Below are 19918 nucleotides of genomic sequence, written 5' to 3' on the forward strand. Positions count from 1 at the left end.
AGTAGATTTTTCGAGCAATCAGCTGGCGGCGAACTTCGCTTCGACGTCGGCGGCGCTCACGCCGAACTCCTCGAGCGAATAGCGGTGTGACGGACGACGGTGTTCTGCGAGGCTCGCCTGATGCGACGCATCCACCGCTGCGCGAGCCTCGTCCGTGAATGGCAGGTCGAACTGTGCATAGATCTTTTCGACGGTGCCGACAGCGTCGGAGATGAAGTCCTTGTAGTCGACGTCGATGAACTGATCGGAGTTGTAACGGGTACGGGCATTGTTGAAGTTCGCGTTACCGCGCGCCCACAGGTCGAGTTGGGTGCGTCCGATGGCCGGACGGTCGAAGGCCTTCGACATGTCGTGTCCGCCCTGCTCCGCAAGGCTGAAAGTGGACGCCATCGATGTCAGGGGGTCACGGAAGGTGCGAACGAACAACGCGTCGGGATAGACCGACATGATCTCGTCGATCGCGAAGACGTGGCTCGGACTCTTGAGCACCCATCGTCGATCCGAATCGTGCAGCCCGATCAACTGCAGGTTCTTCTTGTGCCGCGCATACGTTTCGGTCCAGTCCTGCTTCGCCAGCCACCGGGTGTAACTCGGTACGTACGCAACGGTCTCGAACGCGGTCGAGAGCATCGTCTGCTGCAGTAGACGCCAACATTCCTCGACCTCCTCCGCCCCCATGAAATGCACCTTCATCAGGTCAGCCTCGTTGCGCTGACGGGCTCGGTAGAAGGCGTCTGAGCGAACGTAATCTTCGTTCTCCGACCACTTGTCGCGCTCGGGGCGCGGCTGCGGCGTCTCGGCGAGCCACATCTCGGCCCCCTGATGTGCCGGGTCAGCGCCCAGCAACCGGTGTAGCGCGGTGCTGCCGGTCCGGGTCAACCCGACTACGAAGATCGGACGCTCGATCGGAACATCGACGTGCTCGGGGTATTTCGCGAATCCGGCCTCGCTTTTCAGGCGTCCCGCGAGCGCTCCGATGATCATCTTGCGAGCGATCACCTTGCCGTGCGGAGTGAGGTCGGCTTCCTGCTGGAACGACTCGAGCAGAACCCGAAGCCCTTCGAGATAGCCGTCGTTACCGAAGTCGTCGTACCCGGCTTCTTCGCACGCTGCCTGGTGCAAGTCCTCGATGGAACCAATGCCGTCGTAATCCTGTGTCATGACACGTCCTTTGAAAATTGATCGGTCTTGTGTGTTGATCAGTGGTGCGTGTGACCACAGTTGACGTCGAGACATTGCCCGGCGATGGCCCTGGCCGAATCGGACAGGAGGAAGACGACAGCGTTGGCAATGTCATCGGGTTCTGGTAGCCGGCGCAGATCGGCGCCCGCTGCGATCTCGTCGTAAATGACCTTGGGGTCGACTCCGGTGGCCGCAGCCTTCTTCTCGAACATGTTCTTGACCGAGTCCGCCCAGATATAGCCGGGGGCAACGGAGTTGACTCGAATCCCCTTGGGACCGAGGTCGATCGACAGACTGCGGGCCATTGCCAGAAGTCCGGCTTTCATCACGCGGTATGCCCCGAACCCGGGAAGCTGATTGCGCAGCACCATGGACGTGACCATCACGACGGACCCCTGCGCCTCGGTCAATGCCGGCACCAATGCGCGTGTGACGTTCAACGCCGCAAGCAAGTTGATGTCGATGCCCGACTGGATGGAAGCCATGTCAGCTTCAAGCAATGGGACCTGCGCCGGTTGGACAAAGGCATTGTTCACAAGGCAATCCACGGCACCGAACTCGGCAACGGCAGTCTTCGCCAGCGACGCAATCGAATCGACGTCGGTGAGATCCGTCGGTACCGCCAAAGCGATTCCGCCGCGATCACGGATCTCGGTTGCCACCGATTCCAAACGCTCGGACGTGCGGGCGGCCAGAACAACCTTCGCACCGGCCGCCGCACTCTGCACTGCAATCGAACGACCCAGTGCCGGGCCGACTCCCGAGACCACGACAACTTTGCCGGCCAGCAGGCCCTGAGCGCTCAACACAGTGCCTGCGGATCGAGAACCACACTCAGAGAAACGATCTTGCAGTTCTCGTCGAACTCGAACAGGTCGGAGGCAGCGAAGTCGGCCATACCGACGCGCTGCACCCGAAGCTGCATTGCTGCGTACTTTCCCGTCACCGAAATCGGACCGAGCAGGCTGACTGTGAAGTCGACCTGCGCGTTTGCCGTGTCGAATGCGCGAATCTCGTCGACCCCGCGATAGGTCTTGACACCCAACGGTTCGTGTTGAACGGCGTCGGCGGCAAACAGCGCAACCAGATTGTCAACATCGTGGCTTCCGAGATACTTGACGTAATCTTCTACGACAGAAATGATTTCAGCCCTGTCAGGCATGAAGGCTCCTCATGTTCAGGCGGGTCAAGAAATGGTTCCGCGGGCGCGGAGATAGTCGACAATGACGCTCGCAGCATCCTCGGTCGTCGTGACACTGGTGTCGATGTGAATATCGGGACTCTGCGGCGCTTCGTACGGTGAGTCGATGCCGGTGAAGTTCACCAACTCCCCACGTCGCGCTTTCTTGTACAGTCCCTTGGGATCTCGCTCCTCTGCGACGGCAAGAGCGGTATCGACGAAGATTTCGACGAACTGGCTGTCCCCGATCAATTCACGGGCCGCATGACGCTCCGCCTCGAACGGCGAAATGAACGACGCGAGAACGATCAGGCCGGCGTCCGCCATCAGGCGGGTCACTTCGGTGACGCGGCGGATGTTCTCGACGCGGTCGGCTTCGGTGAACCCGAGGTCTCGATTCAAACCGTGACGGACATTGTCTCCGTCGAGGAGATAGGTGTGTGCGCCGAGAGCGTGCAGTTGGCGCTCGACGTCGTTGGCGATGGTCGACTTCCCCGAACCGGAGAGCCCGGTGAACCACAGAACGGCGGGTTTATGTCCCTTGAGCCTGGTGTGCGCGGCCTCGTCCACGTCGACGGATTGCCAGTGAATGTTGTCGGATCGGCGCAGCGAGTGCGTGATCATGCCGGCGCCGACCGTGCCGTTGGTGAGGCGATCGATGAGGATGAAACTGCCGGTGTCACGGTTTCCCGTGTACGGGTCGAACGGGACCGCGCGATCGAAACTGATGTTGCACACACCGATTTCGTTGAGCTCGAGGGTTGTCGTCGCGGTCTTTTCGAGGGTGTTGACGTTGATCTTGTGTTTCGGTTTCGTGATACGCGCAGTGACCGTGACGGTACCGATCTGGCACAGGAACGGTCGTTCGGGCAGCATGGGTGCCTCGCCCATCCACACGATGTGGGCCTCGAACTGGTCTGCGACGGCCGGCGGATTGTCGCCGATGGACAGCACGTCGCCGCGGCTGATGTCGATCTCGTCGGTGAGTGTGATGGTGACCGAGCGGCCCGCGCCGGCCACATCGAGGTCGCCGCCCATCGTCACGATGCGCTCGACGGTGGACGTCTTTCCGCTGGGGAGCACGCGGATCGGATCACCGGGAGAGACTGTCCCGGAGACGATCTGGCCCGAGAATCCCCGGAAGTCGAGGTCCGGCCGGTTGACCCACTGCACCGGCATCCGGAACGGAGCCGAGGCGGCGGCATCGTCGATGTCCACGGATTCGAGATGTTCGATCAGGCTGGGCCCGGAATACCACGGGGTATTCGCGCTGCGCTCGGTGAGATTGTCGCCCTTGTATGCCGACATCGGAATGGCGACAAACCCGTCGAGACCGATCTCGTGAGCGAAGCTCGTGTAGTCCGCAATGATGGCGTCGAAGACCTCCTGCGAGTAGTCGACGAGGTCGAGTTTGTTGACCGCGAGCACCACGTGCTTGATCCCGAGTAACGACACAAGATACGAGTGCCGACGCGTCTGCGTCAGGATGCCTTTGCGTGAGTCGACAAGGATCACCGCGAGATCGGCTGTCGATGCGCCGGTCACCATGTTTCGGGTGTACTGCTCGTGCCCGGGGGTATCGGCAACAACGAACTTGCGACGTTCTGTCGTGAAGTAGCGATAGGCGACGTCGATCGTGATGCCCTGCTCACGTTCGGCTGCGAGACCGTCGACGAGGAGCGCAAAATCGAGCCCTTCACCCTGGGTGCCGCTCTTGCGCGAATCCGCTTCGAGTGCCGTCAGTTGATCGTCGAAGACGAGTTTCGATTCGTAGAGCAGACGGCCGATCAAGGTGCTCTTGCCGTCGTCGACGCTGCCGCACGTGATGAATCGCAGCATGCTCTTGTTCGCGTGGCGCTCGAGGTATGCCTCGATGTCGTCGGCGATCAGATCCGAGGAAACAGTCATCAGAAGTACCCTTCTTGCTTCTTCTTTTCCATCGACGCACTCGAGTCGTGGTCGATGACCCGTCCCTGGCGTTCGGAGGTGGTGGTGAGCAACATTTCCGAGATGATCTCGGTCAAGCTGGTGGCGGTCGATTCGACGGCACCGGTCAGCGGGTAGCAGCCGAGGGTGCGGAAACGGACGCTCTTGAGTTCCGGAGTTTCTCCCGGCAACAAGGGCATCCGGTCGTCGTCGACCATGATCAGGGCGCCGTCACGTTCGACGACGGGACGCTTGTCGGCAAAATACAGCGGAACGATCGGAATCTCTTCCTGGCGTATGTATTCCCACACATCCAGCTCGGTCCAGTTCGAGAGCGGGAAGACGCGCAGGCTTTCACCCGGCGCTTTGCGGACGTTGTACATCCGCCACAGCTCCGGTCGCTGCTGCTTCGGATCCCAGCGGTGCGCTGCCGATCGGATCGAGAAGATCCGTTCCTTGGCCCGGGATTTTTCTTCGTCACGGCGGGCGCCGCCGAATGCCGCGTCGAACTTGTAGTGATCGAGGGCTTGTTTGAGGCCTTCGGTTTTCCACATGTCGGTATGGACGGCCGAGCCGTGAGTGAACGGGTTGATCCCCTGCTTGACGCAGTCCGGATTGGTGTAGACGATCAGATCGAGATCGCCTGCAGCAGCGGTACTGTCACGAAGTTTGTACATTTCGCGGAACTTCCACGTGGTGTCGACGTGCAGCAGCGGAAACGGCAGCTTCGACGGGTAGAAAGCCTTGCGTGCCAGATGCAGCATCACGGCGGAGTCCTTGCCCACCGAGTACAGCATCACCGGGTTCTCGCTCTGCGAGGCAGCTTCACGCATCATGTGAATGCTCTCGGCTTCGAGTCGTTCGAGGTGCGTCAGTGTCGTGGTCATCGGCCCAGTTCCTCCAGTGCTTTCGGGGCGAGTTCAGGTCGGCAGATCAGCAGATCCGGCAGCCACGGGTTTTCCTGGTTGTAGCGAAGTTCGCTGCCGTCGATACGCGAAACATGCAGTCCCGCAGCGCGTGCGACGGCAACAGGGGCCGCCGAATCCCACTCGTACTGTCCGCCCGCATGTGCATAGATGTCTGCTTCTCCGGATACAACCGCCATCGCTTTAGCGCCGGCAGAGCCCATCTCGATCAGCTCCGCGCCCATCGAGTCAGCCATTCGCATGACCGGTTCCGGACGCCGCGTCCGCGACACGACGACGCGTACCGGCGTCGTAGCGCCGCGATCGGTTCGATCATCGCTGCTTGCATAGGTGACGCCGAGGGCAGGCATTGCGACCGCACCTGTTGTGAGGACGCCGTTTTCGGTCAGTGCGACATGCACGGCCCAATCCGATCGGCCGGCTTCTCCGTATTCACGGGTGCCGTCGAGCGGGTCGACGATCCACACCCGATCCGCATTCAACCTCGCGAGGTCGTCAGCGCCTTCCTCCGACAGCACCGCATCCGCGGGGAAGCGTCGGGCAAGTTCGGCGACGATGAAGTCGTGACTGAGCCGATCGGCAGCGTCCTTGAAAGTCGCGGCATCGACGTCGTTCGCACCGAGGGATTTCCGGTGTTCGAGCAGAAGTTCTCCAGCCGCAGCGGCGATCTCGATCGCCGCGCGTTCATCGTTGGTGCGTGTCATAGGTACTCCACAACTGTGTAGACCTCCCGATGGATACGGGAAGAAACGTCAGGCCGACCGCAGAGTGTCCAGCGCTACGCACTGGTCTCGATGTGGTCTGCGCCATAGCGTAGCACCAGAATGAACGATGTTCATTCTATTTCGAACAACGTTCTTTCTGTGATTGGTATCACTGAACAGCAAACCCTATGGTCAAGAATGAACGACGTTCATTTGCAATTGAGGTTGCGGCCTGTCCCGACTACGGTGATCAAATGAGCAGTACCAGCACTAACTCGATCTACGGCGACGCCGAAGCGCGCCGACGCCGCACCTTGGACGCGGCGATCGCACTCCTCGACGAAGGCGGCTACTCCGCGCTCACTATTCGCGCGGTGGCAAAACGATCGGGAACCAGCACCGGCCTGATCTACCAGTACTTCGTCGACAAGCAGGACATCTTTGCCGCCCTGCTCAGCGAGAGCCAACTGGAAATGGCGGACTTTGTGAGCTCGCTCCCCCGCGAGCAAGGACTGACGCCGCTACTCGAGTCCATGATTCCCGAATTCGCGCGGCACTGGGCGCGAGTCGGCAGACTCACCACCACGTGGCGCGACATCGAGGGAATGGCCGGATCCGACCGCGACAGTATGCGGGAACTTCACGCATCAGTTGCGGTCTTCAACTCGGCATTGATTCGAGCGCTCACCGAATCTGCTGCAGCCGAAGGCAGCCGGTTGATCGAAGACCCCGCGCTCATCCATCTTGTGCTCTCCGGACTCAAAGGCCTGTCGGACACCATCGTCATCAACGTCGCCAAAGAAATCACACCCGAGCATTTCGTGAACTTCTCCGCCCGCGCGCTCGCGCGGGCCATCACGGAGTGAACCGAACAGCTACTCAGGAACGAACGAGGCGAGCGATCGCTGCCTGAGCTTCCTTGATCTTGGCGTCGGCTTCCGGACCGCCCTGCTTGGCGGCTTCGACAACACAGCCGGCAAGATGCGCGTCGAGAAGCTTCAGGGACACGGACTGCAACGCGCTGGTTGCGGCCGAAACCTGCGTCAGGACGTCGATGCAGTACCGATCGTCGGCAACCATGCGCGAGATACCCGCGACCTGACCTTCGATGCGGCGAAGACGTTTGAGCAGATCGTCCTGCTCGGGGCTGTAACCACTCATAAGGCCACTATACCCCCTACCCGTATGGTGCTTAGTCGGATGCGACGTAGGCCATACGGAGCCGACGCGTCACATCGATCGCCATGAGCCCGGCCAGCAAGAGAGCCAGACCGGCACCGGAGATCCACAGTCCGTCGTAGTGGGTGCCCTCGAACGACGGTGCGCCCTCGATAATCGGACCGAAGGTCGACGTGGTCAGCCCTGATCGCCAGCACACGAGCGCCAGCGTCAGCGCCGCGACCATACCCAGAACACCTACCAAGGTCTTGGCATCGACTTTTCTAGTCATCGGACACCCTCTCGGAATCTCGCGCACTTTCCGCTTCGCCGCGGCGCGCCATTACCTGATTCAACGCCTCACGCAACGCGATGTCGTCCTTCGCCCAGGCCCGGACCAGACCACCCGTTGTCAGTCGCAAGCCGATGCTGTGACGACGACGTGGCACTCCGGACAGTTCGCCGAGCGCTCGGGCGGTTTCCCACGGCTCCATTTCGTCTTCGTAGGCGGAGTCGTCCGATTCGGGAAACACCTCGGCGATTTCGTCGACCGGAACCTCCTCGGTGCCCTGACGAAGCATCGCGTCGGTCAACTCGACGCTCACATGCCGGCGCGCGGCAGTGACCTGCACGTAGACCAAGCCCGTCAGAATCACCGCGAACATTGCCAATCCGAACCAGTGCACCACCGGCCCGGTAAACAATTCGATCACCAGAGCCACCAGGCAGAACGCCGGACCGAGGGCAACAGCCGACATCCGCGAACCAGGCTCGTAGAACAGAACCTCGGACGCGTTGTCAGCCATGAGCAAACCAGCTGCGCGTCGAGCCCCGATAAATCGACACCCCCGCGCTGATCAGCATCACCGGAACAACCAACGCCAGAGCGGTGCTGATACCGGTAATCACCAGTGCCAGCTGGAGCCACACAAAGACTCCCGAATAGATGACGAGTATCCGTCGACACAACCTCCGGCCGAGCCGCGTCGGTCCGGCCAAGCCGCCGATGATCAATCCGCTGAGCAACAGCGCAACACCGGACACACGAACGAACGTGACATAGGTATCGATGTTGTCCGCCGACACTCCCTGATCGGCGAACTGTTCGCGGAGCTCGTATGACGCGCTGGACATACTGATCAAGCCGAACAGGATCAGGAGGAATGCACTTGCTATCCACAACCAGAAGGCAGCGTTGACAGCGGTGGGGGGCCGGACCTTCTTCGACGTCGTCACAGGTGCCGAGTCCGCGCTAGCCACTCACGACTCCTGGCACGACAACCAGGAGTGCAGTGGCGATCACGGATATACCCAACAGCAGAAATACGATCATTTCGGTTCGCGAGCTGCGTCGCGGTCGTGGGGCGTCATGTGTGCCCTCGGCGTTCAAAGCGTCTCGAGAATGCACTGCGCTTGCCTCTCCCAACTACCGTCGTGACCTGATTCACACTACCCCGCATGGCGCCTCACCGGGACTGTGGGGGGAACCTCAGAAAGTACGGATTCGACTCCTTGCGATGCATCATCACGATGGCACCGACGGCCGCGACAGCTTGCAGGATCTGCGCGCCGCCGAACAGCAGGGTGGCACCGTCACCGCCCCCACCGAGACCGAGAATCACCGGAATCGCAGAGACGACCATGAAGACCCCACCAAAGGTCAACAGCATGCGCGCCCAGTTCTTGCCGCGGCTCATCGATCGCACGACCAGCAGGAAAAGCGCAGTGAACACCAAAATCATGATCACCGACACCACCACAGCCATCGGGAAAACACTCTCGATGTCCGAGCGGGTGAGACCCGCGTCGGCGGCGGCGGGATTGCTCATCATCTCGTCGATGAACGACGACTTCTGACCGAGCATCATCGCGATCATCGCGCCGCCCTGCACCACACCGAGCACAGCCACTGCCCACCACAGCTGAATCGCCGTCACCACGTCGGTCGGCGGCTCGGACTTCTGCGTGCCCGAAGGATGCGACGACGGATTGGTCGGCATCGGGCCCAGCGGATGGAACTGATTCTGGAACTGCTGGTTCTGATACTGCTGATTGTCGTACGACGGTTGGTTGTCGTACGGCGGTTCCTGGCGAGGAGGCTGCCACGGCTCGGTCATGATGACAGCCTATCTGTCCGGCTCTTCATGATCATCCGGCTTGGTCCGAGCTCACAACCAACCGGCGACCTCGGACGCCCAGTACGTGAGAACGACGTCGGCACCGGCACGTCGGATGCTGGTCAGCGATTCGAGAACTGCGGCGTCGCGATCGATCCAGCCGTTTTGCGCAGCCGCTGTGATCATCGAGTACTCCCCCGAGATCTGATACGCAGCCACCGGCACCGGTGAACGGTCCGCAGTCTCGCGCAGGATGTCGAGATACGACATGGCGGGCTTCACCATCACCATGTCCGCGCCCTCGGCAATGTCGAGATCAACTTCGCGCAACGACTCACGACGGTTGGCCGCGTCCTGCTGATAGGTACGACGGTCACCCTGCAGCGAGGATCCGACTGCTTCGCGGAACGGCCCGTAGAACGCCGACGCGTATTTCGCTGCGTACGCCAACTGACCGACCTCGGTGTACCCCGCCGCGTCGAGTGCGCCGCGAATCGCCCCGACCTGCCCGTCCATCATTCCGCTCGGTCCGAGGAGATGAGCACCCGAATCTGCTTGAGCCAACGCCATCTCGACGTATCGAATCAAGGTCGCGTCGTTGTCGACGGCGCCGGCCGGTGTCAGCACTCCGCAGTGCCCGTGATCGGTGAACTCGTCGAGACACGTGTCGGCCATGATGACCGTCGAATCACCGAGTTCATCTGCGAGAGCTCGCAATCCGACGTTGAGAATTCCGTCGGGGTCGATAGCGCCCGATCCCTGTGCGTCCTTGTCCTCGGGCTTGGGCACACCGAACAGCATCAGACCGCCGACGCCGGCGCTCACCGCCTCGGTAGCCGCTGCTCGCAACGAGTCGAGAGTGTGCTGGTACACGCCGGGCATGGAGGAGATCTCACGCGGGGCGGCGATACCGTCCGCAACGAACATCGGCAGCACGAGGTGCCGCGGTTCGAGGGTCGTCTCCGCTACCAGCCGCCGAAGCGCAGGGGTTCGCCGGAGTCGGCGCGGACGATGGGTGGGAAACACGAGACGGATTCTCCTTCGTCGGACGTTGCTGTGCGCCTTTCCGGTAGTGGGCACTACCAGAAAGGCGCACAGGCGCTTTAGCGCCTACGTGACTTCTTGCGCGGAGGCGGCAATGCACCCTCGGCGCGCAGGCGAGCGGCGTGCTCGGCCAGTGCCTCGACCAGCGGCCCTACCTGCGAGGTTTCGGGCTGCACGTCGACGCGCAGTCCGAACTCGATGGCAGTTTCGGCGGTCTTCGGGCCGATGCACGCAACCAGAGTGCGAGCGTGCGGCTTGCCGGCGATACCGACAAGGTTGCGCACCGTCGAGGACGAGGTGAAGCACACGGCGTCGAATCCGCCGGTCTTGATCATCTCGCGGGTCTCGGCGGCAGGCGGTGCGGCGCGCACTGTGCGGTAGGCGGTGACGTCGTCGATTTCCCAGCCACGTTCGCGCAGGCCTTCGGCGAGGGTTTCGGTTGCGATGTCGGCGCGGGGCAACAGAACTCGGTTGACCGGGTCGAAAACGTCGTCGTACGGCGCGAATTCGGCCAGCAGCCCTTCACTGGACTGATCACCCTTCGGCACCAGTTCGGGGTTGATACCGAACGAGCGGACCTTGGCTGCGGTGGCTTCGCCGATGCAAGCAATCTTCACACCGGAGAACGCGCGGGCGTCGAGGCCGAATTCTTCGAACTTCTCCCACACTGCGCGAACAGCATTGGTGGAAGTGAAGACGACCCACTGGTAGCGGCCGTCGACGAGTCCCTTGACGGAGCGTTCCATCTGAGCGGGGCTGCGCGGCGGTTCGACGGCGATGGTCGGGACCTCGATCGGGATGGCGCCGTGGGTGACCAGACGGTCACTCATCTCGCCGGCCTGATCCTTGGTGCGCGGCACGAGGACGGTCCAGCCGTACAGTGCGCGTGATTCCCACCAGGACATCTTGTTTCGTTGGGCGACAACCTTGCCGACCGTGATGACCAAGGAGCCGACCAGTTCGGAGCCGGCCTCGTTGAGCGTCGCCAACGTTGCTTCGACGGTGCGCTGCTGCCGGGTGGTGCCGCGCACGGTGATCGCTGCGGGGGTCTGCGGAGCCATGCCGTTCTCGACCAGCGCGCTGGCGGTCTCGGCGAGGTGTCCGGAGGTTGCGTGCAGGACCAGCGGTCCCGGTGCTGCGGCCAATGCGGCCCAGTCGACCTCGCCGCGCACGTCGGCTTCGGTGTGTCCCGATCCCAGTGCCATGCCGGCATAGCTGGGAACCGCTGAGCCGGAGGGCAGCCCTGGCAGGACCTCGAACTGAACCTGGGTGCGTGCCACAGCGGTGACCTCGGCGATCACGGAATCCGTGGTAAGCGGATCACCCGAGACGAGACGGACGACGTCGTGGCCGTTCTTGGCTTCGTGCACAAGAGTTTTGGCGACCTCGGCCGGTTCCCCGAGTGCGGGACGAACGTCGGCGATCAGTTCGCCGGTTTCCTCGTCGCGACCCATGTCGATGCCCACGAGAGCGACGACGCCCTTGTCCACATCAGGATCGGTGAATGCCAAGGCTGCGCCGGTGAGGACGTCGCGTGCGCGAACGGTGAGCAGGGCGGGGTCGCCCGGTCCCGATCCCACGAACAGGATCCGTCCGGGAGTGTTCTTTCGGACTCGGGTCATCGGTGATTCTCCAGTGCGCTGTATCGAAATGGGAACTTGGTGCAAGTGCAATAGGTTGTGTCAAACATCGGCGGCCTCGCCTGTGGTCACGTTCATCAACTCTCGGGCGCCGAGTTCGAGTAACTCTCGGGCCACCGCTCTGCCGAGTTCCTCGGCGTTGTCCGGTGCACCGACTGCACCGGTACGGATGACGTCCGAACCGTCGAATGCGGCTGCGCAGCCGCGGATCGACAGTTCGTCGAAAATTTTGCCGTTGTCGTCGATTGATTCGACAACTTCGGCGAGTGCCCCTACGGGGGCAGTACATCCCGCTTCGAGTTCGGCCAGCAGGGCGCGTTCGGCGATGACCGCCGCACGTGTGTCCGCGTGATCGAGCTCTGCGAGTATCGCCACCAATTCTTCATTGGCAGAGAGACATTCGACTGCCAGCGCACCCTGCGCCGGCGCCGGAAGCATCTGAACGGGCTCGATGTTCTCGGTGATGAGATCAAGGAGGCCGATGCGGGACAGACCGGCGCGAGCGAGGATCACGGCATCGAGTTCACCGGATTCGACCTTGCCGAGCCGACGCTGCAGGTTTCCGCGCAGCGGCACGATGTCGAGCCCGAGGCCGAGGGCCGCGAGCTGTGACACTCGTCGTGGCGCAGAGGTTCCGACCTTCGATCCCGCCGGAAGTTCACCGAGCACCAGGCCGTCACGGGCAACCAGCGCATCACGCGGATCTTCGCGAGGCGGGATCGCGGCGATCACGAAACGCTCGTCCTGCGCAGTGGGCAAGTCCTTGTACGAATGCACGGCAACGTCGACGCGGTTGTCTGCCAACGCTTCTCGAAGCTCCGCCGTGAACACGCCGACGCCGATCTTCTGCACTGGATCGGTGGACTGATCACCCTTGGTCTTGATGATGACCAGTTCAGCCGGGTGCCCGGCCGCAATGAGTGCGTCGCGCACGGTTCCGGCTTGTGTGGTGGCGAGAAGGCTTCCGCGAGTACCGATCCGCAGGGTGCCCTCGGAGTGCAGTGGTGTGGTGCTCATACCTGCTTGTCCCTTCCACCGCGATCGCCGTCCACCCGATCGGTGGGTGCGGCCACTGCCGCGGGCAATGCCGGGCTGAGTTCGAATAGTTCACGCAGCGCGGCCGCGTATGAATCTCCGCCAGGCGCCGACGCCAGTTGCTTGACGCGCACGGTAGGTGCGTGAAGCAGTTTGTCCACGACGCGTCGTACGGTGCGTGCTACTTCGTCGCGTTGCGGATCGTCGAGATCGGGCAACCGCGAATCGAGGCGCATCAGTTCGGATTCGACGACATCTGCGGCGCGCTGCCGCAGAGCCGTTACCGTGGGTGTGACCTCGGCGAGTCGTTGACCGGCCAGGTACATCGCCAACTCACCGGCAACGATGGCGCGGGCAGCGTCGGCATCCGATGCCGCGGCCCCCGCAGCCGGATCCCGTTGCAGCGCTTCCATGTCCAGGACCGTGACGCCGGGCAGACCCGATACTGCAGGGTCGATGTCGCGGGGCAGACCGAGGTCGCAGATGACAAGGTGCTTGTTCGGGTTGCGATCGGGTTCGGCGAGCGCGCGGTGCGCGTCGGCCAATGTGACTACTGCTCCGACCGCACCGGTACAGGTCACCAACACGTCCGCCTGCGCCATGACCGCTGAAAGCTGCTCGAAATCAACAGCTTCGGCGATGACGCCGTTGGAACGAGCGGTGTCCGCCAAGTGCTCGGCACGCTCGCGGGTGCGGTTGACCACAATGATGCGATCGATTCCGGCGCGGGTCAGGTGCGCGACCGACAGTCCGCCCATCGCACCTGCGCCGACAACCACTGCGGTGCGTCCGACCAATCCACCGTCACCGAGGATTCCGGCAGCGCGGTCGAGCGCCACCGACACCACTGATGCTCCGGCAGAATCTATTCCGGTTTCGGAGTGCACCCGCTTGCCGACACGCAGTGCCTGCTGGGCAAGCTCGTGCACAACCCGCCCTGCCGCCTGCTGCGCGTCGGACGACGCGTAGGCAGTACGAATCTGGCCGAGGATCTGCTGCTCGCCGATCACCATCGAGTCGAGTCCGCTCGCGACGGCAAAGAGATGCTCGACGGCAGCTTCGCTGTACCGCACGTAGGCGTGGGCATGCAGGGCCGTCAGGTCCAGACCGGAATGGTCGGAGAGGATCTCGCCGACCTCGGTGAGAGCGCCGTGGAATGCGTCCACGACTGCATATACCTCTACCCGGTTGCAGGTGGAGACGATCATCGCCTCGGTGATGTGCGACGACGCCAGAAGCTTGTCGATCAACTTCGGACGGTCGGTGTCGGTCACCGCCACTCGCTCGAGAACCGGCACGGGCGCAGTTCTATGCGAAACCCCGACAAGCAAAACACTCACGGCGCGATCACTGATCCGTTTCTTGTCGAACCTGCTCCGACCGGAGCGGGTGAACTTATGGAGGGACGGGACGAAGCGGGTGCCGCATGAGCGACGCGCACTCTTGGTGCAGCTGACGCCTGATCTGCGTTGCGTGCACTGTTGAACGAGAGAACCTGCATTTCGACTGCCAAGTCGACCCGTCGCAGTTCCACGTGATCCGGAACGTCGAGAGCGATCGGCGAGAAACTCATGATGCAGAGGAGGCCGGCGCGAACGAACTGATCGCATACGTCCTGCGCGGCCTCGTCCGGAGTGGAGATGACGCCGATGGTGGCCTTGAGTTCGCGGCACGCGAATTCGAGTTCGGCGGTGTCCCGCACGGTCAGATCCCCCACCTGGGTTCCGACGCGAGCGGCGTCGCTGTCGAAGAGTCCGACCATCTCGAATCCACGACGGCTGAACCCGCCGTAGCCGACCAGTGCTTTCCCGAGGTTTCCGACGCCCACCAGAACAACCTTGTGTCCGCGGTCCAGCCCGAGCGCACGCTCGATGCGGATGCGAAGTTTGGTGACGTCGTACCCGACGCCGCGAACACCGTTGGGACCGAGGAACGAAAGATCCTTGCGCAACTTCGCTGATCCGACGCCTGATGCCTGCGCCAGTTCTTCGCTGGAGACGATGGACGTACCGCGATCGGACATGACTCCGAGGACCCGCAGGTATGCCGCCAACCGGGTCACCGTAGCCTGGGGGATGACGCGATCCTGCGTAGTTGCGGAATCGACCTCAGCAGCGACTGGAGCAGCAGTGGTGACAGGACGGCCCGCAGCGCCGGTGACGCTCTGAGCCGATGGCTCGTGCGTCTGGTGCGGTTCGGTCACGTCGTTGGCTCCTCGTCCGACCGACACAGTTGTCGACCTCCACGATGCTCCGGGGGGAATGTTCACACCACGGTAACCGCTTGTGAACCCATGCACAAAGTTGCTTGGAACGGGTTCGATGTGCCTTTAACCTGCAGAGCGGCAGATTTCCCCATATTTAGCATTGCCTTACTTGCGTAAATCGGCTCGAAGTCTCTCTTCGTCGACTTCCCAGTAACCGTGCTCGCGCCCATCGAGAAGAATGACCGGTAGCCGGTCTCCGTACTCGGCCCTCAGTTCCGGGTCGCTTGCTGCGGCTTCGTCCACGTCGATGCACGTCACTTCAAGCTCGAACTCGCTGCAGACCCGCGCCAGCACCTCCGCCGCGCCTACACAGGAGGCACATCCCGCACGGGTCAACAAGGTCACTTCATGGGTGTTCACAGTCATCGAGTAAGGACCCTTCCTCAGGCGCGATGTTCATCTATCAGTCGGTCAAGTGTGCCTTTTGTGCCCACCCCGATACCAAATCGCCCGAGAGGAAGGTCACACACACCGACACTCATCGCCATCCACGCCTTGGAGCCTCACCGCGGAGGATAGGCTGACTTCAAGAGTTCTCTGCTCAACGGTGCAACACGGGAGGTGCGGGTGCCTGCGCGATCACTACCGAACGGTTCCGGATTCGGGTCGGGGCTGGCCGGGGTCATTCTCCCTGGTCGTCGCCGGGTCAAGAATCCGCTGGGACCGAGCGAATCGGAAGTTCGAGCCAACCTCGCCGGTGAGGCCAGTGCGGACGCGGCCCTGGCACTCACCGCGGCCGCCCAAGCGGAAGAGCCCACGGCCGACGACGCTGTACCGGCGGTGCCGCGAGACCTCACTGCTGCGGCATTCTTCGACGTCGACAACACCATGGTCCAAGGTGCGTCCATCATTCACTTCGCACGTGGGTTGGCCGCCCGGAAATACCTGAAAACGTCGGACCTGGTGGATTTCGCCTGGAAACAGGTCAAATTCCGGGTAACCGGACGCGAGAGCAGTGACGATGTTGCCGAGGGCCGCGAGAAGGCTCTCTCGTTTGTCGCCGGCCGGTCAACGGCCGAACTCGCCCGACTCGGTGAGGAAATCTACGACGAGGTGATCGCGGACAAGATCTGGCCTGGCACCCGTGCGTTGGCTCAGATGCACTTGGACGCGGGCCAGCAGGTCTGGTTGGTGACGGCTACCCCTGTCGAACTCGCGCAGGTCATCGCCGAGAAGTTGGGTCTGACCGGAGCCTTGGGCACAGTCGCGGAGAGTGAGGACGGCGTCTTCACCGGCCGTCTTGTCGGTGACATCCTGCACGGAATGGGCAAGGCGCATGCCGTCCGCACGCTGGCGGTTCGCGAGGGCCTCAACCTCAAGCGGTGCTCTGCGTACTCCGACTCTCACAACGACGTCCCGATGCTGTCCCTCGTCGGTACCGCTGTTGCGATCAATCCCGACGCCGATCTTCGCGAACTCGCAAAGAACCGCGGCTGGGAAGTGCGTGATTTCCGCACCGCGCGCAAAGCGGCCAAGATCGGTGTTCCCACGGCACTGGTGCTCGGAGCGATCAGTGGTGCACTCGCCGTCATCCTTGCGCGTCGGAAAGAACAGAACGCCTGACGGAATCGAAAGTCCGGATCGAATCCGATCCGGACTTTCAGTTCAGCCCAGCTTTCAGCCCAGGAAAATGTTGCGGCGCTTGGCCAACAGTCGGTAGAGCGTCTGCTGGATGGTCTCGCGGACGTGGTCGGTCACTTCGAAGAGAACCATCGGATCTTCTTCTGCACCTGGGTCGTACGTGTCCGTGACGATCGGCGTCCCGAATTCGATGTGCCATTTCGACGGCAGCGGAACCAGCCCGAGCGGTCCCAGATGCGGAAACAACGGAGTGACCGGGAAATACGGAAGGCCCAACAACCGCGACAGCGTCGTCAAGTCGCCGATTTTCGGATAGATCTCTTCCGAGCCGACTATCGAGCACGGGATGATCGGAACACCGGTACGCATTGCGGCCGAAACGAATCCGCCGCGTCCGAACCGCTGCAACTTGTAGCGTTCACTGAACGGTTTTCCGATTCCCTTGAACCCTTCGGGGAAGACCGCCGCCACTTCACCCTCACGCAGAAGTCGCTCGGCGTCCGGGTTGCAGGCCAGTGTGTGCCCCGCTTTGCGCGCAAGTCCGCCGACCAGCGGCATCTCGAATGCCATGTCCGCAGCCAACATTCGCAGTGGCCGGTGCGCCGGGTGGTGATCGTGTACGGCAACGGACGTCATCAACCCGTCGATCGGAATAACGCCGGCATGATTCGCGACCACCAGAGCGCCGCCGGTAAGGGGGATGTTCTCGATTCCGCTGACCTCGACACGAAACCACTTCTCGAACAGTGGCCGCAGCACCGGCATGACGATGTGGTCCGCGAAGTGCGGATCGAACCCGAACTCGTCGACCTCGTAGTCACCGGCCATCCGGCGCCGAAGGAACTCCGCCGTCGACGCGATCTGATCGACCAGTCCCGAGCGGACGGTGTCGACAAACGACCCGTCGTTCGGAGTCTTGGGTGGCAACGCCCCACTCGAAGGATGCCGGCGTTCACTCTGCTCTCGCACCAATCGCTGCGCGCCGGTTATCGATTCATGTGAGCGCGCTTCGCTTCGGGCCGAGTGCGACCGCAACGGAATTACCTTTGCCACGTCACTCATCGCTCCACCACACCTCGGTCCGGGGTCGTCATCGACATCACGTCGGCGCTCGGTGACGCCACGGCTCCGTTACCGCCGACTATCGCGGTCAACGTTCTCTCGGCCCGGTCGATCCACTCGGGTCCGATGATCCGCCGCGTCTGCATGGCCCGGACGAAGTCGTCGAGCGCCTGCATCGTCGTCCACCTCGGCTCGAATCCCATCTCGCTGCGCATTCGTGTGGTGTCCAGACCGCACCCGAACCGGAAGTACTCGAGTTGTTCGTCGGTGTACAACCGCATGGACGAACCCACCAAGGCGTTGCCGACGCTGCGGAACAGCGCCAGCGGCATCGGAACTTCGATGCGTCCGGCTCGCCGGATGGCCTGCGACATCATCACAACCCCGTCTGCTGCGATGTTGTACGTTCCCGCCACCGGGGTAACGGTGGCGCATTCGAGCGCGGCAAGCGCGTCCTCGGCGTGCAGCAACTGCAGACGTGCGTTGCGTCCGGCAATGGTGGGAACCACCGGTGCACTGACGTAGTGCCCGACCGTTGCGGTGAGTTGGGGGCCGATCAACGGAGCAAGTCTCAGAATTGCCACGTCGATGTCGGGCCGGCGACGTCCCATGCCGCGGAGGTACCCCTCGATTTCGAGGGTGTCCCTGGCGTAACCTCCGGGCGGGCGCCGACGCGCACTCATCTCTTCCGTGAACTGGGCGGGATCTTTGGCACTGCACCCGTACACAACCGACGCGGAGCGGAGAACGACTTTGCGAACGGTAGGGGCCTTCTGGCACACAGCGAACAACTGCATTGCGCCGATGACGTTCATGTCCTTCATCGCTGCGCGTGAACCTGATTTGGGGGCCTTCTGCAGGGTCGACGCGTGTACGACGGTATCAACTTCGGCGCCTCGGATGACCTTGCCGATGAGGGGGTTGCGGATATCGGCGCGCACGAATTCGGCACGGCCCATTCGGCGCAACATGTCTTTGCTCGGGCTCACGGAGTCAACGGCGATCACTCGCTCGATTGCCGGATTCTGCGCCAATCGGGTTACCAGGTAACCGCCCAGAAATCGGCTAGTGCCGGTCACGAGAACCACGCGGGGAACTACATTGTCCGATTTCGTGTCGCCTGCTGACTTTTCGTCGGCTGCTGTGTCACGAACTACCACCAAGTACCCCCCTATCCAGGACGAACGATCGTTCCCGAATCACTTTTGTGACAAGTTTCCCCCACCATACGGCCAGTCGGGGTCTCGCGCTGTTTACCCGCATCACACTCATTCAAGACATATCTCCCACGGAGTGGGACGGCGTGTCCATAACCCCCCGAACAGGCCCCGAACAGACAACGATGCCCGCCGCTTCCGAAGAAGTGGCGGGCATCGACGCTTAGTGCACAGTACTGCTTATTTACCGAGTTTCCTGCGCTGCACTCGGGTACGACGAAGCAACTTGCGGTGCTTCTTCTTGGACATGCGCTTGCGACGCTTCTTGATCACTGAACCCATAGCGGGTGTCCCTCACGTTCTTCTATAGCGTTCCTGCGCACGCCGGTCACGTACGCCTGCGCCAAGCAACTGGCGCCTGGCCCTCGTTTTAACTAGCTCAGCGCCTTACGACACCAGCTTGCTGGTACGACAGTTGATTATCGTACCGGTGCGGACTCACTCGACATAAACCGAGCCTCCGGCACAGCTTCTGCTGTGCCCGCGACAGGGCTTACGCCGAGGTCGTCCTCTCCGAATCGGCTGGTCAGCCTGCGTCGAAGTACGAGGTTTCGAGATAATCGTGCACCGCTTTCGCATGTACACGGAACGAACGTCCCACTCGAACAGCGGGCAATTCGCCGCTGTGTACCAAACGGTACACAGTCATCTTCGACACCCTCATCAACGTTGCCACCTCGGCAACCGTGAGGAATTGTGTTCCGGCCACGGCCGGCTTCCCGTCGTGGGACGAACCCATGGACGGCTTGTTTGCAGACACCATAAATCCACATACCTCCAGTACGACTCGCGCCGCCGGCTTCCCCTCCGGCGGAACAGACACGTACGTACTAACCCCGAGCTTAGCTGTACTTGTGGGGTTAAAGCGACGGGTGTGGCG

At 62.2% G+C, this 19918-nt stretch carries 22 protein-coding genes and 1 pseudogene; 2 read left to right on the forward strand and 21 right to left on the reverse strand.

Going from position 1 to position 19918, the window contains the following annotated elements; translation table 11 throughout:
* Positions 1–18 precede the first annotated feature (18 nt).
* The 6 genes from FEZ60_RS13855 to FEZ60_RS13880 are packed head-to-tail and all read right to left on the reverse strand — an operon-like array spanning position 19 to position 5918.
* Complete coding sequence (locus FEZ60_RS13855) at positions 19–1161, reverse strand: sulfotransferase (RefSeq protein WP_172936309.1); 1143 nt, start codon at positions 1159–1161, stop codon at positions 19–21.
* Positions 1162–1199: 38 nt separating this feature from the next.
* On the reverse strand, positions 1200–1991 hold the full coding sequence (locus FEZ60_RS13860) for an SDR family oxidoreductase (RefSeq protein WP_172936310.1): 792 nt from the start codon (positions 1989–1991) through the stop codon (positions 1200–1202).
* Positions 1985–2344 (reverse strand): nuclear transport factor 2 family protein, encoded by a 360-nt coding sequence (locus FEZ60_RS13865; RefSeq protein WP_172936311.1) that lies wholly within the window; start codon positions 2342–2344, stop codon positions 1985–1987. Before FEZ60_RS13865 ends, FEZ60_RS13860 begins: the two co-directional genes overlap by 7 nt.
* Positions 2345–2368: 24 nt before the next feature.
* Positions 2369–4270, reverse strand: coding sequence for a sulfate adenylyltransferase subunit CysN (cysN, locus tag FEZ60_RS13870; protein WP_172936312.1), 1902 nt, complete (start codon positions 4268–4270; stop codon positions 2369–2371).
* Positions 4270–5175: a sulfate adenylyltransferase subunit CysD gene (cysD, locus tag FEZ60_RS13875; RefSeq protein WP_172936313.1), complete on the reverse strand. Its 906-nt coding sequence runs from the start codon at positions 5173–5175 to the stop codon at positions 4270–4272. Before cysD ends, cysN begins: the two co-directional genes overlap by 1 nt.
* Positions 5172–5918, reverse strand: coding sequence for a 3'(2'),5'-bisphosphate nucleotidase CysQ (locus FEZ60_RS13880; protein WP_033235482.1), 747 nt, complete (start codon positions 5916–5918; stop codon positions 5172–5174). The genes cysD and FEZ60_RS13880 overlap by 4 nt, the downstream gene beginning before the upstream one ends.
* A gap of 254 nt (positions 5919–6172) precedes the next feature.
* Between FEZ60_RS13880 and FEZ60_RS13885 the strand changes: the two genes are divergently transcribed.
* The gene (locus tag FEZ60_RS13885; RefSeq protein ID WP_033235777.1) at positions 6173–6784 is read left to right on the forward strand and encodes a TetR/AcrR family transcriptional regulator; all 612 of its coding nucleotides are present in this window, start codon (positions 6173–6175) and stop codon (positions 6782–6784) included.
* 13 nt (positions 6785–6797) lie between these two features.
* Here the strand turns inward: FEZ60_RS13885 and FEZ60_RS13890 are convergent, their stop codons facing one another.
* The 11 genes and pseudogenes from FEZ60_RS13890 to FEZ60_RS13940 form a co-directional block, all read right to left on the reverse strand.
* On the reverse strand, positions 6798–7079 hold the full coding sequence (locus tag FEZ60_RS13890) for a metal-sensitive transcriptional regulator (RefSeq protein WP_033235483.1): 282 nt from the start codon (positions 7077–7079) through the stop codon (positions 6798–6800).
* A 31-nt stretch (positions 7080–7110) separates the two neighbouring features.
* Positions 7111–7368, reverse strand: coding sequence for a hypothetical protein (locus FEZ60_RS13895; protein WP_033235484.1), 258 nt, complete (start codon positions 7366–7368; stop codon positions 7111–7113).
* Positions 7361–7882 carry a hypothetical protein gene (locus FEZ60_RS13900; RefSeq protein ID WP_045063842.1) on the reverse strand — a complete coding sequence of 174 codons (522 nt, stop codon included), beginning with the start codon at positions 7880–7882 and terminating at the stop codon, positions 7361–7363. The genes FEZ60_RS13895 and FEZ60_RS13900 overlap by 8 nt, the downstream gene beginning before the upstream one ends.
* On the reverse strand, positions 7875–8336 hold the full coding sequence (locus FEZ60_RS13905) for a hypothetical protein (RefSeq protein WP_230590253.1): 462 nt from the start codon (positions 8334–8336) through the stop codon (positions 7875–7877). The genes FEZ60_RS13900 and FEZ60_RS13905 overlap by 8 nt, the downstream gene beginning before the upstream one ends.
* A gap of 206 nt (positions 8337–8542) precedes the next feature.
* The gene (locus tag FEZ60_RS13910) at positions 8543–9193 is read right to left on the reverse strand and encodes a hypothetical protein (RefSeq protein ID WP_033235486.1); all 651 of its coding nucleotides are present in this window, start codon (positions 9191–9193) and stop codon (positions 8543–8545) included.
* Positions 9194–9244: 51 nt separating this feature from the next.
* Positions 9245–10219: a porphobilinogen synthase gene (gene hemB, locus FEZ60_RS13915; protein WP_033235487.1), complete on the reverse strand. Its 975-nt coding sequence runs from the start codon at positions 10217–10219 to the stop codon at positions 9245–9247.
* Positions 10220–10296: 77 nt separating this feature from the next.
* Positions 10297–11859 carry a bifunctional uroporphyrinogen-III C-methyltransferase/uroporphyrinogen-III synthase gene (locus FEZ60_RS13920; protein WP_033235488.1) on the reverse strand — a complete coding sequence of 521 codons (1563 nt, stop codon included), beginning with the start codon at positions 11857–11859 and terminating at the stop codon, positions 10297–10299.
* Positions 11860–11919: 60 nt separating this feature from the next.
* Complete coding sequence (gene hemC / locus FEZ60_RS13925; protein ID WP_033235489.1) at positions 11920–12894, reverse strand: hydroxymethylbilane synthase; 975 nt, start codon at positions 12892–12894, stop codon at positions 11920–11922.
* A gap of 71 nt (positions 12895–12965) precedes the next feature.
* Positions 12966–14252 (reverse strand): annotated as a pseudogene (locus FEZ60_RS13930) (glutamyl-tRNA reductase); the annotation flags it as partial.
* A complete protein-coding gene (locus FEZ60_RS13935; RefSeq protein ID WP_172936314.1) occupies positions 14249–15142 on the reverse strand; it encodes a redox-sensing transcriptional repressor Rex in 894 nt (297 codons plus the stop codon). The pseudogene FEZ60_RS13930 and the gene FEZ60_RS13935, both read right to left, overlap by 4 nt.
* A gap of 141 nt (positions 15143–15283) precedes the next feature.
* On the reverse strand, positions 15284–15544 hold the full coding sequence (locus tag FEZ60_RS13940) for a glutaredoxin family protein (protein ID WP_033235492.1): 261 nt from the start codon (positions 15542–15544) through the stop codon (positions 15284–15286).
* A gap of 201 nt (positions 15545–15745) precedes the next feature.
* Here FEZ60_RS13940 and FEZ60_RS13945 point away from each other — a divergent pair, with 201 nt between their 5' ends.
* On the forward strand, positions 15746–16741 hold the full coding sequence (locus FEZ60_RS13945; RefSeq protein ID WP_033235493.1) for an HAD-IB family hydrolase: 996 nt from the start codon (positions 15746–15748) through the stop codon (positions 16739–16741).
* Between the two features lie 54 nt (positions 16742–16795).
* Here FEZ60_RS13945 and FEZ60_RS13950 read toward each other — a convergent pair whose 3' ends face one another.
* The 4 genes from FEZ60_RS13950 to FEZ60_RS13965 all read right to left on the reverse strand — a co-directional run bounded on the left by FEZ60_RS13950 (position 16796) and on the right by FEZ60_RS13965 (position 19777).
* On the reverse strand, positions 16796–17821 hold the full coding sequence (locus FEZ60_RS13950) for a lysophospholipid acyltransferase family protein (protein WP_172936315.1): 1026 nt from the start codon (positions 17819–17821) through the stop codon (positions 16796–16798).
* Positions 17818–18909, reverse strand: a complete 1092-nt coding sequence (locus tag FEZ60_RS13955) for an NAD-dependent epimerase/dehydratase family protein (RefSeq protein WP_172936635.1) — start codon at positions 18907–18909, stop codon at positions 17818–17820. The genes FEZ60_RS13950 and FEZ60_RS13955 overlap by 4 nt, the downstream gene beginning before the upstream one ends.
* Positions 18910–19218: 309 nt before the next feature.
* Positions 19219–19320 carry an AURKAIP1/COX24 domain-containing protein gene (locus FEZ60_RS13960; RefSeq protein ID WP_003402602.1) on the reverse strand — a complete coding sequence of 34 codons (102 nt, stop codon included), beginning with the start codon at positions 19318–19320 and terminating at the stop codon, positions 19219–19221.
* A gap of 244 nt (positions 19321–19564) precedes the next feature.
* Complete coding sequence (locus tag FEZ60_RS13965; protein WP_263284141.1) at positions 19565–19777, reverse strand: helix-turn-helix domain-containing protein; 213 nt, start codon at positions 19775–19777, stop codon at positions 19565–19567.
* Between the last annotated feature and the right edge of the window lie 141 nt (positions 19778–19918).

Source organism: Rhodococcus sp. MS16 (assembly GCF_013277795.1).
GTDB classification, from domain to species: Bacteria; Actinomycetota; Actinomycetes; order Mycobacteriales; family Mycobacteriaceae; genus Rhodococcus_F; species Rhodococcus_F globerula.

Excerpts from the sequence above, each read along its gene's own strand:
- FEZ60_RS13920 (WP_033235488.1), bottom strand. The coding sequence starts at position 11,859 with ATGACCCGAGTCCGAAAGAACACTCCCGGACGGATCCTGTTCGTGGGA.
- cysN (WP_172936312.1), bottom strand. The coding sequence starts at position 4,270 with ATGACTGTTTCCTCGGATCTGATCGCCGACGACATCGAGGCATACCTC.
- FEZ60_RS13910 (WP_033235486.1), bottom strand. The coding sequence starts at position 9,193 with ATGACCGAGCCGTGGCAGCCTCCTCGCCAGGAACCGCCGTACGACAAC.
- FEZ60_RS13950 (WP_172936315.1), bottom strand. The coding sequence starts at position 17,821 with ATGAGTGACGTGGCAAAGGTAATTCCGTTGCGGTCGCACTCGGCCCGA.
- cysD (WP_172936313.1), bottom strand. The coding sequence starts at position 5,175 with ATGACCACGACACTGACGCACCTCGAACGACTCGAAGCCGAGAGCATT.
- FEZ60_RS13865 (WP_172936311.1), bottom strand. The coding sequence starts at position 2,344 with ATGCCTGACAGGGCTGAAATCATTTCTGTCGTAGAAGATTACGTCAAG.
- FEZ60_RS13890 (WP_033235483.1), bottom strand. The coding sequence starts at position 7,079 with ATGAGTGGTTACAGCCCCGAGCAGGACGATCTGCTCAAACGTCTTCGC.
- FEZ60_RS13880 (WP_033235482.1), bottom strand. The coding sequence starts at position 5,918 with ATGACACGCACCAACGATGAACGCGCGGCGATCGAGATCGCCGCTGCG.
- FEZ60_RS13940 (WP_033235492.1), bottom strand. The coding sequence starts at position 15,544 with ATGACTGTGAACACCCATGAAGTGACCTTGTTGACCCGTGCGGGATGT.
- FEZ60_RS13960 (WP_003402602.1), bottom strand. The coding sequence starts at position 19,320 with ATGGGTTCAGTGATCAAGAAGCGTCGCAAGCGCATGTCCAAGAAGAAG.
- FEZ60_RS13895 (WP_033235484.1), bottom strand. The coding sequence starts at position 7,368 with ATGACTAGAAAAGTCGATGCCAAGACCTTGGTAGGTGTTCTGGGTATG.
- FEZ60_RS13900 (WP_045063842.1), bottom strand. The coding sequence starts at position 7,882 with ATGGCTGACAACGCGTCCGAGGTTCTGTTCTACGAGCCTGGTTCGCGG.
- FEZ60_RS13855 (WP_172936309.1), bottom strand. The coding sequence starts at position 1,161 with ATGACACAGGATTACGACGGCATTGGTTCCATCGAGGACTTGCACCAG.
- FEZ60_RS13965 (WP_263284141.1), bottom strand. The coding sequence starts at position 19,777 with ATGGGTTCGTCCCACGACGGGAAGCCGGCCGTGGCCGGAACACAATTC.
- FEZ60_RS13885 (WP_033235777.1), top strand. The coding sequence starts at position 6,173 with ATGAGCAGTACCAGCACTAACTCGATCTACGGCGACGCCGAAGCGCGC.
- hemC (WP_033235489.1), bottom strand. The coding sequence starts at position 12,894 with ATGAGCACCACACCACTGCACTCCGAGGGCACCCTGCGGATCGGTACT.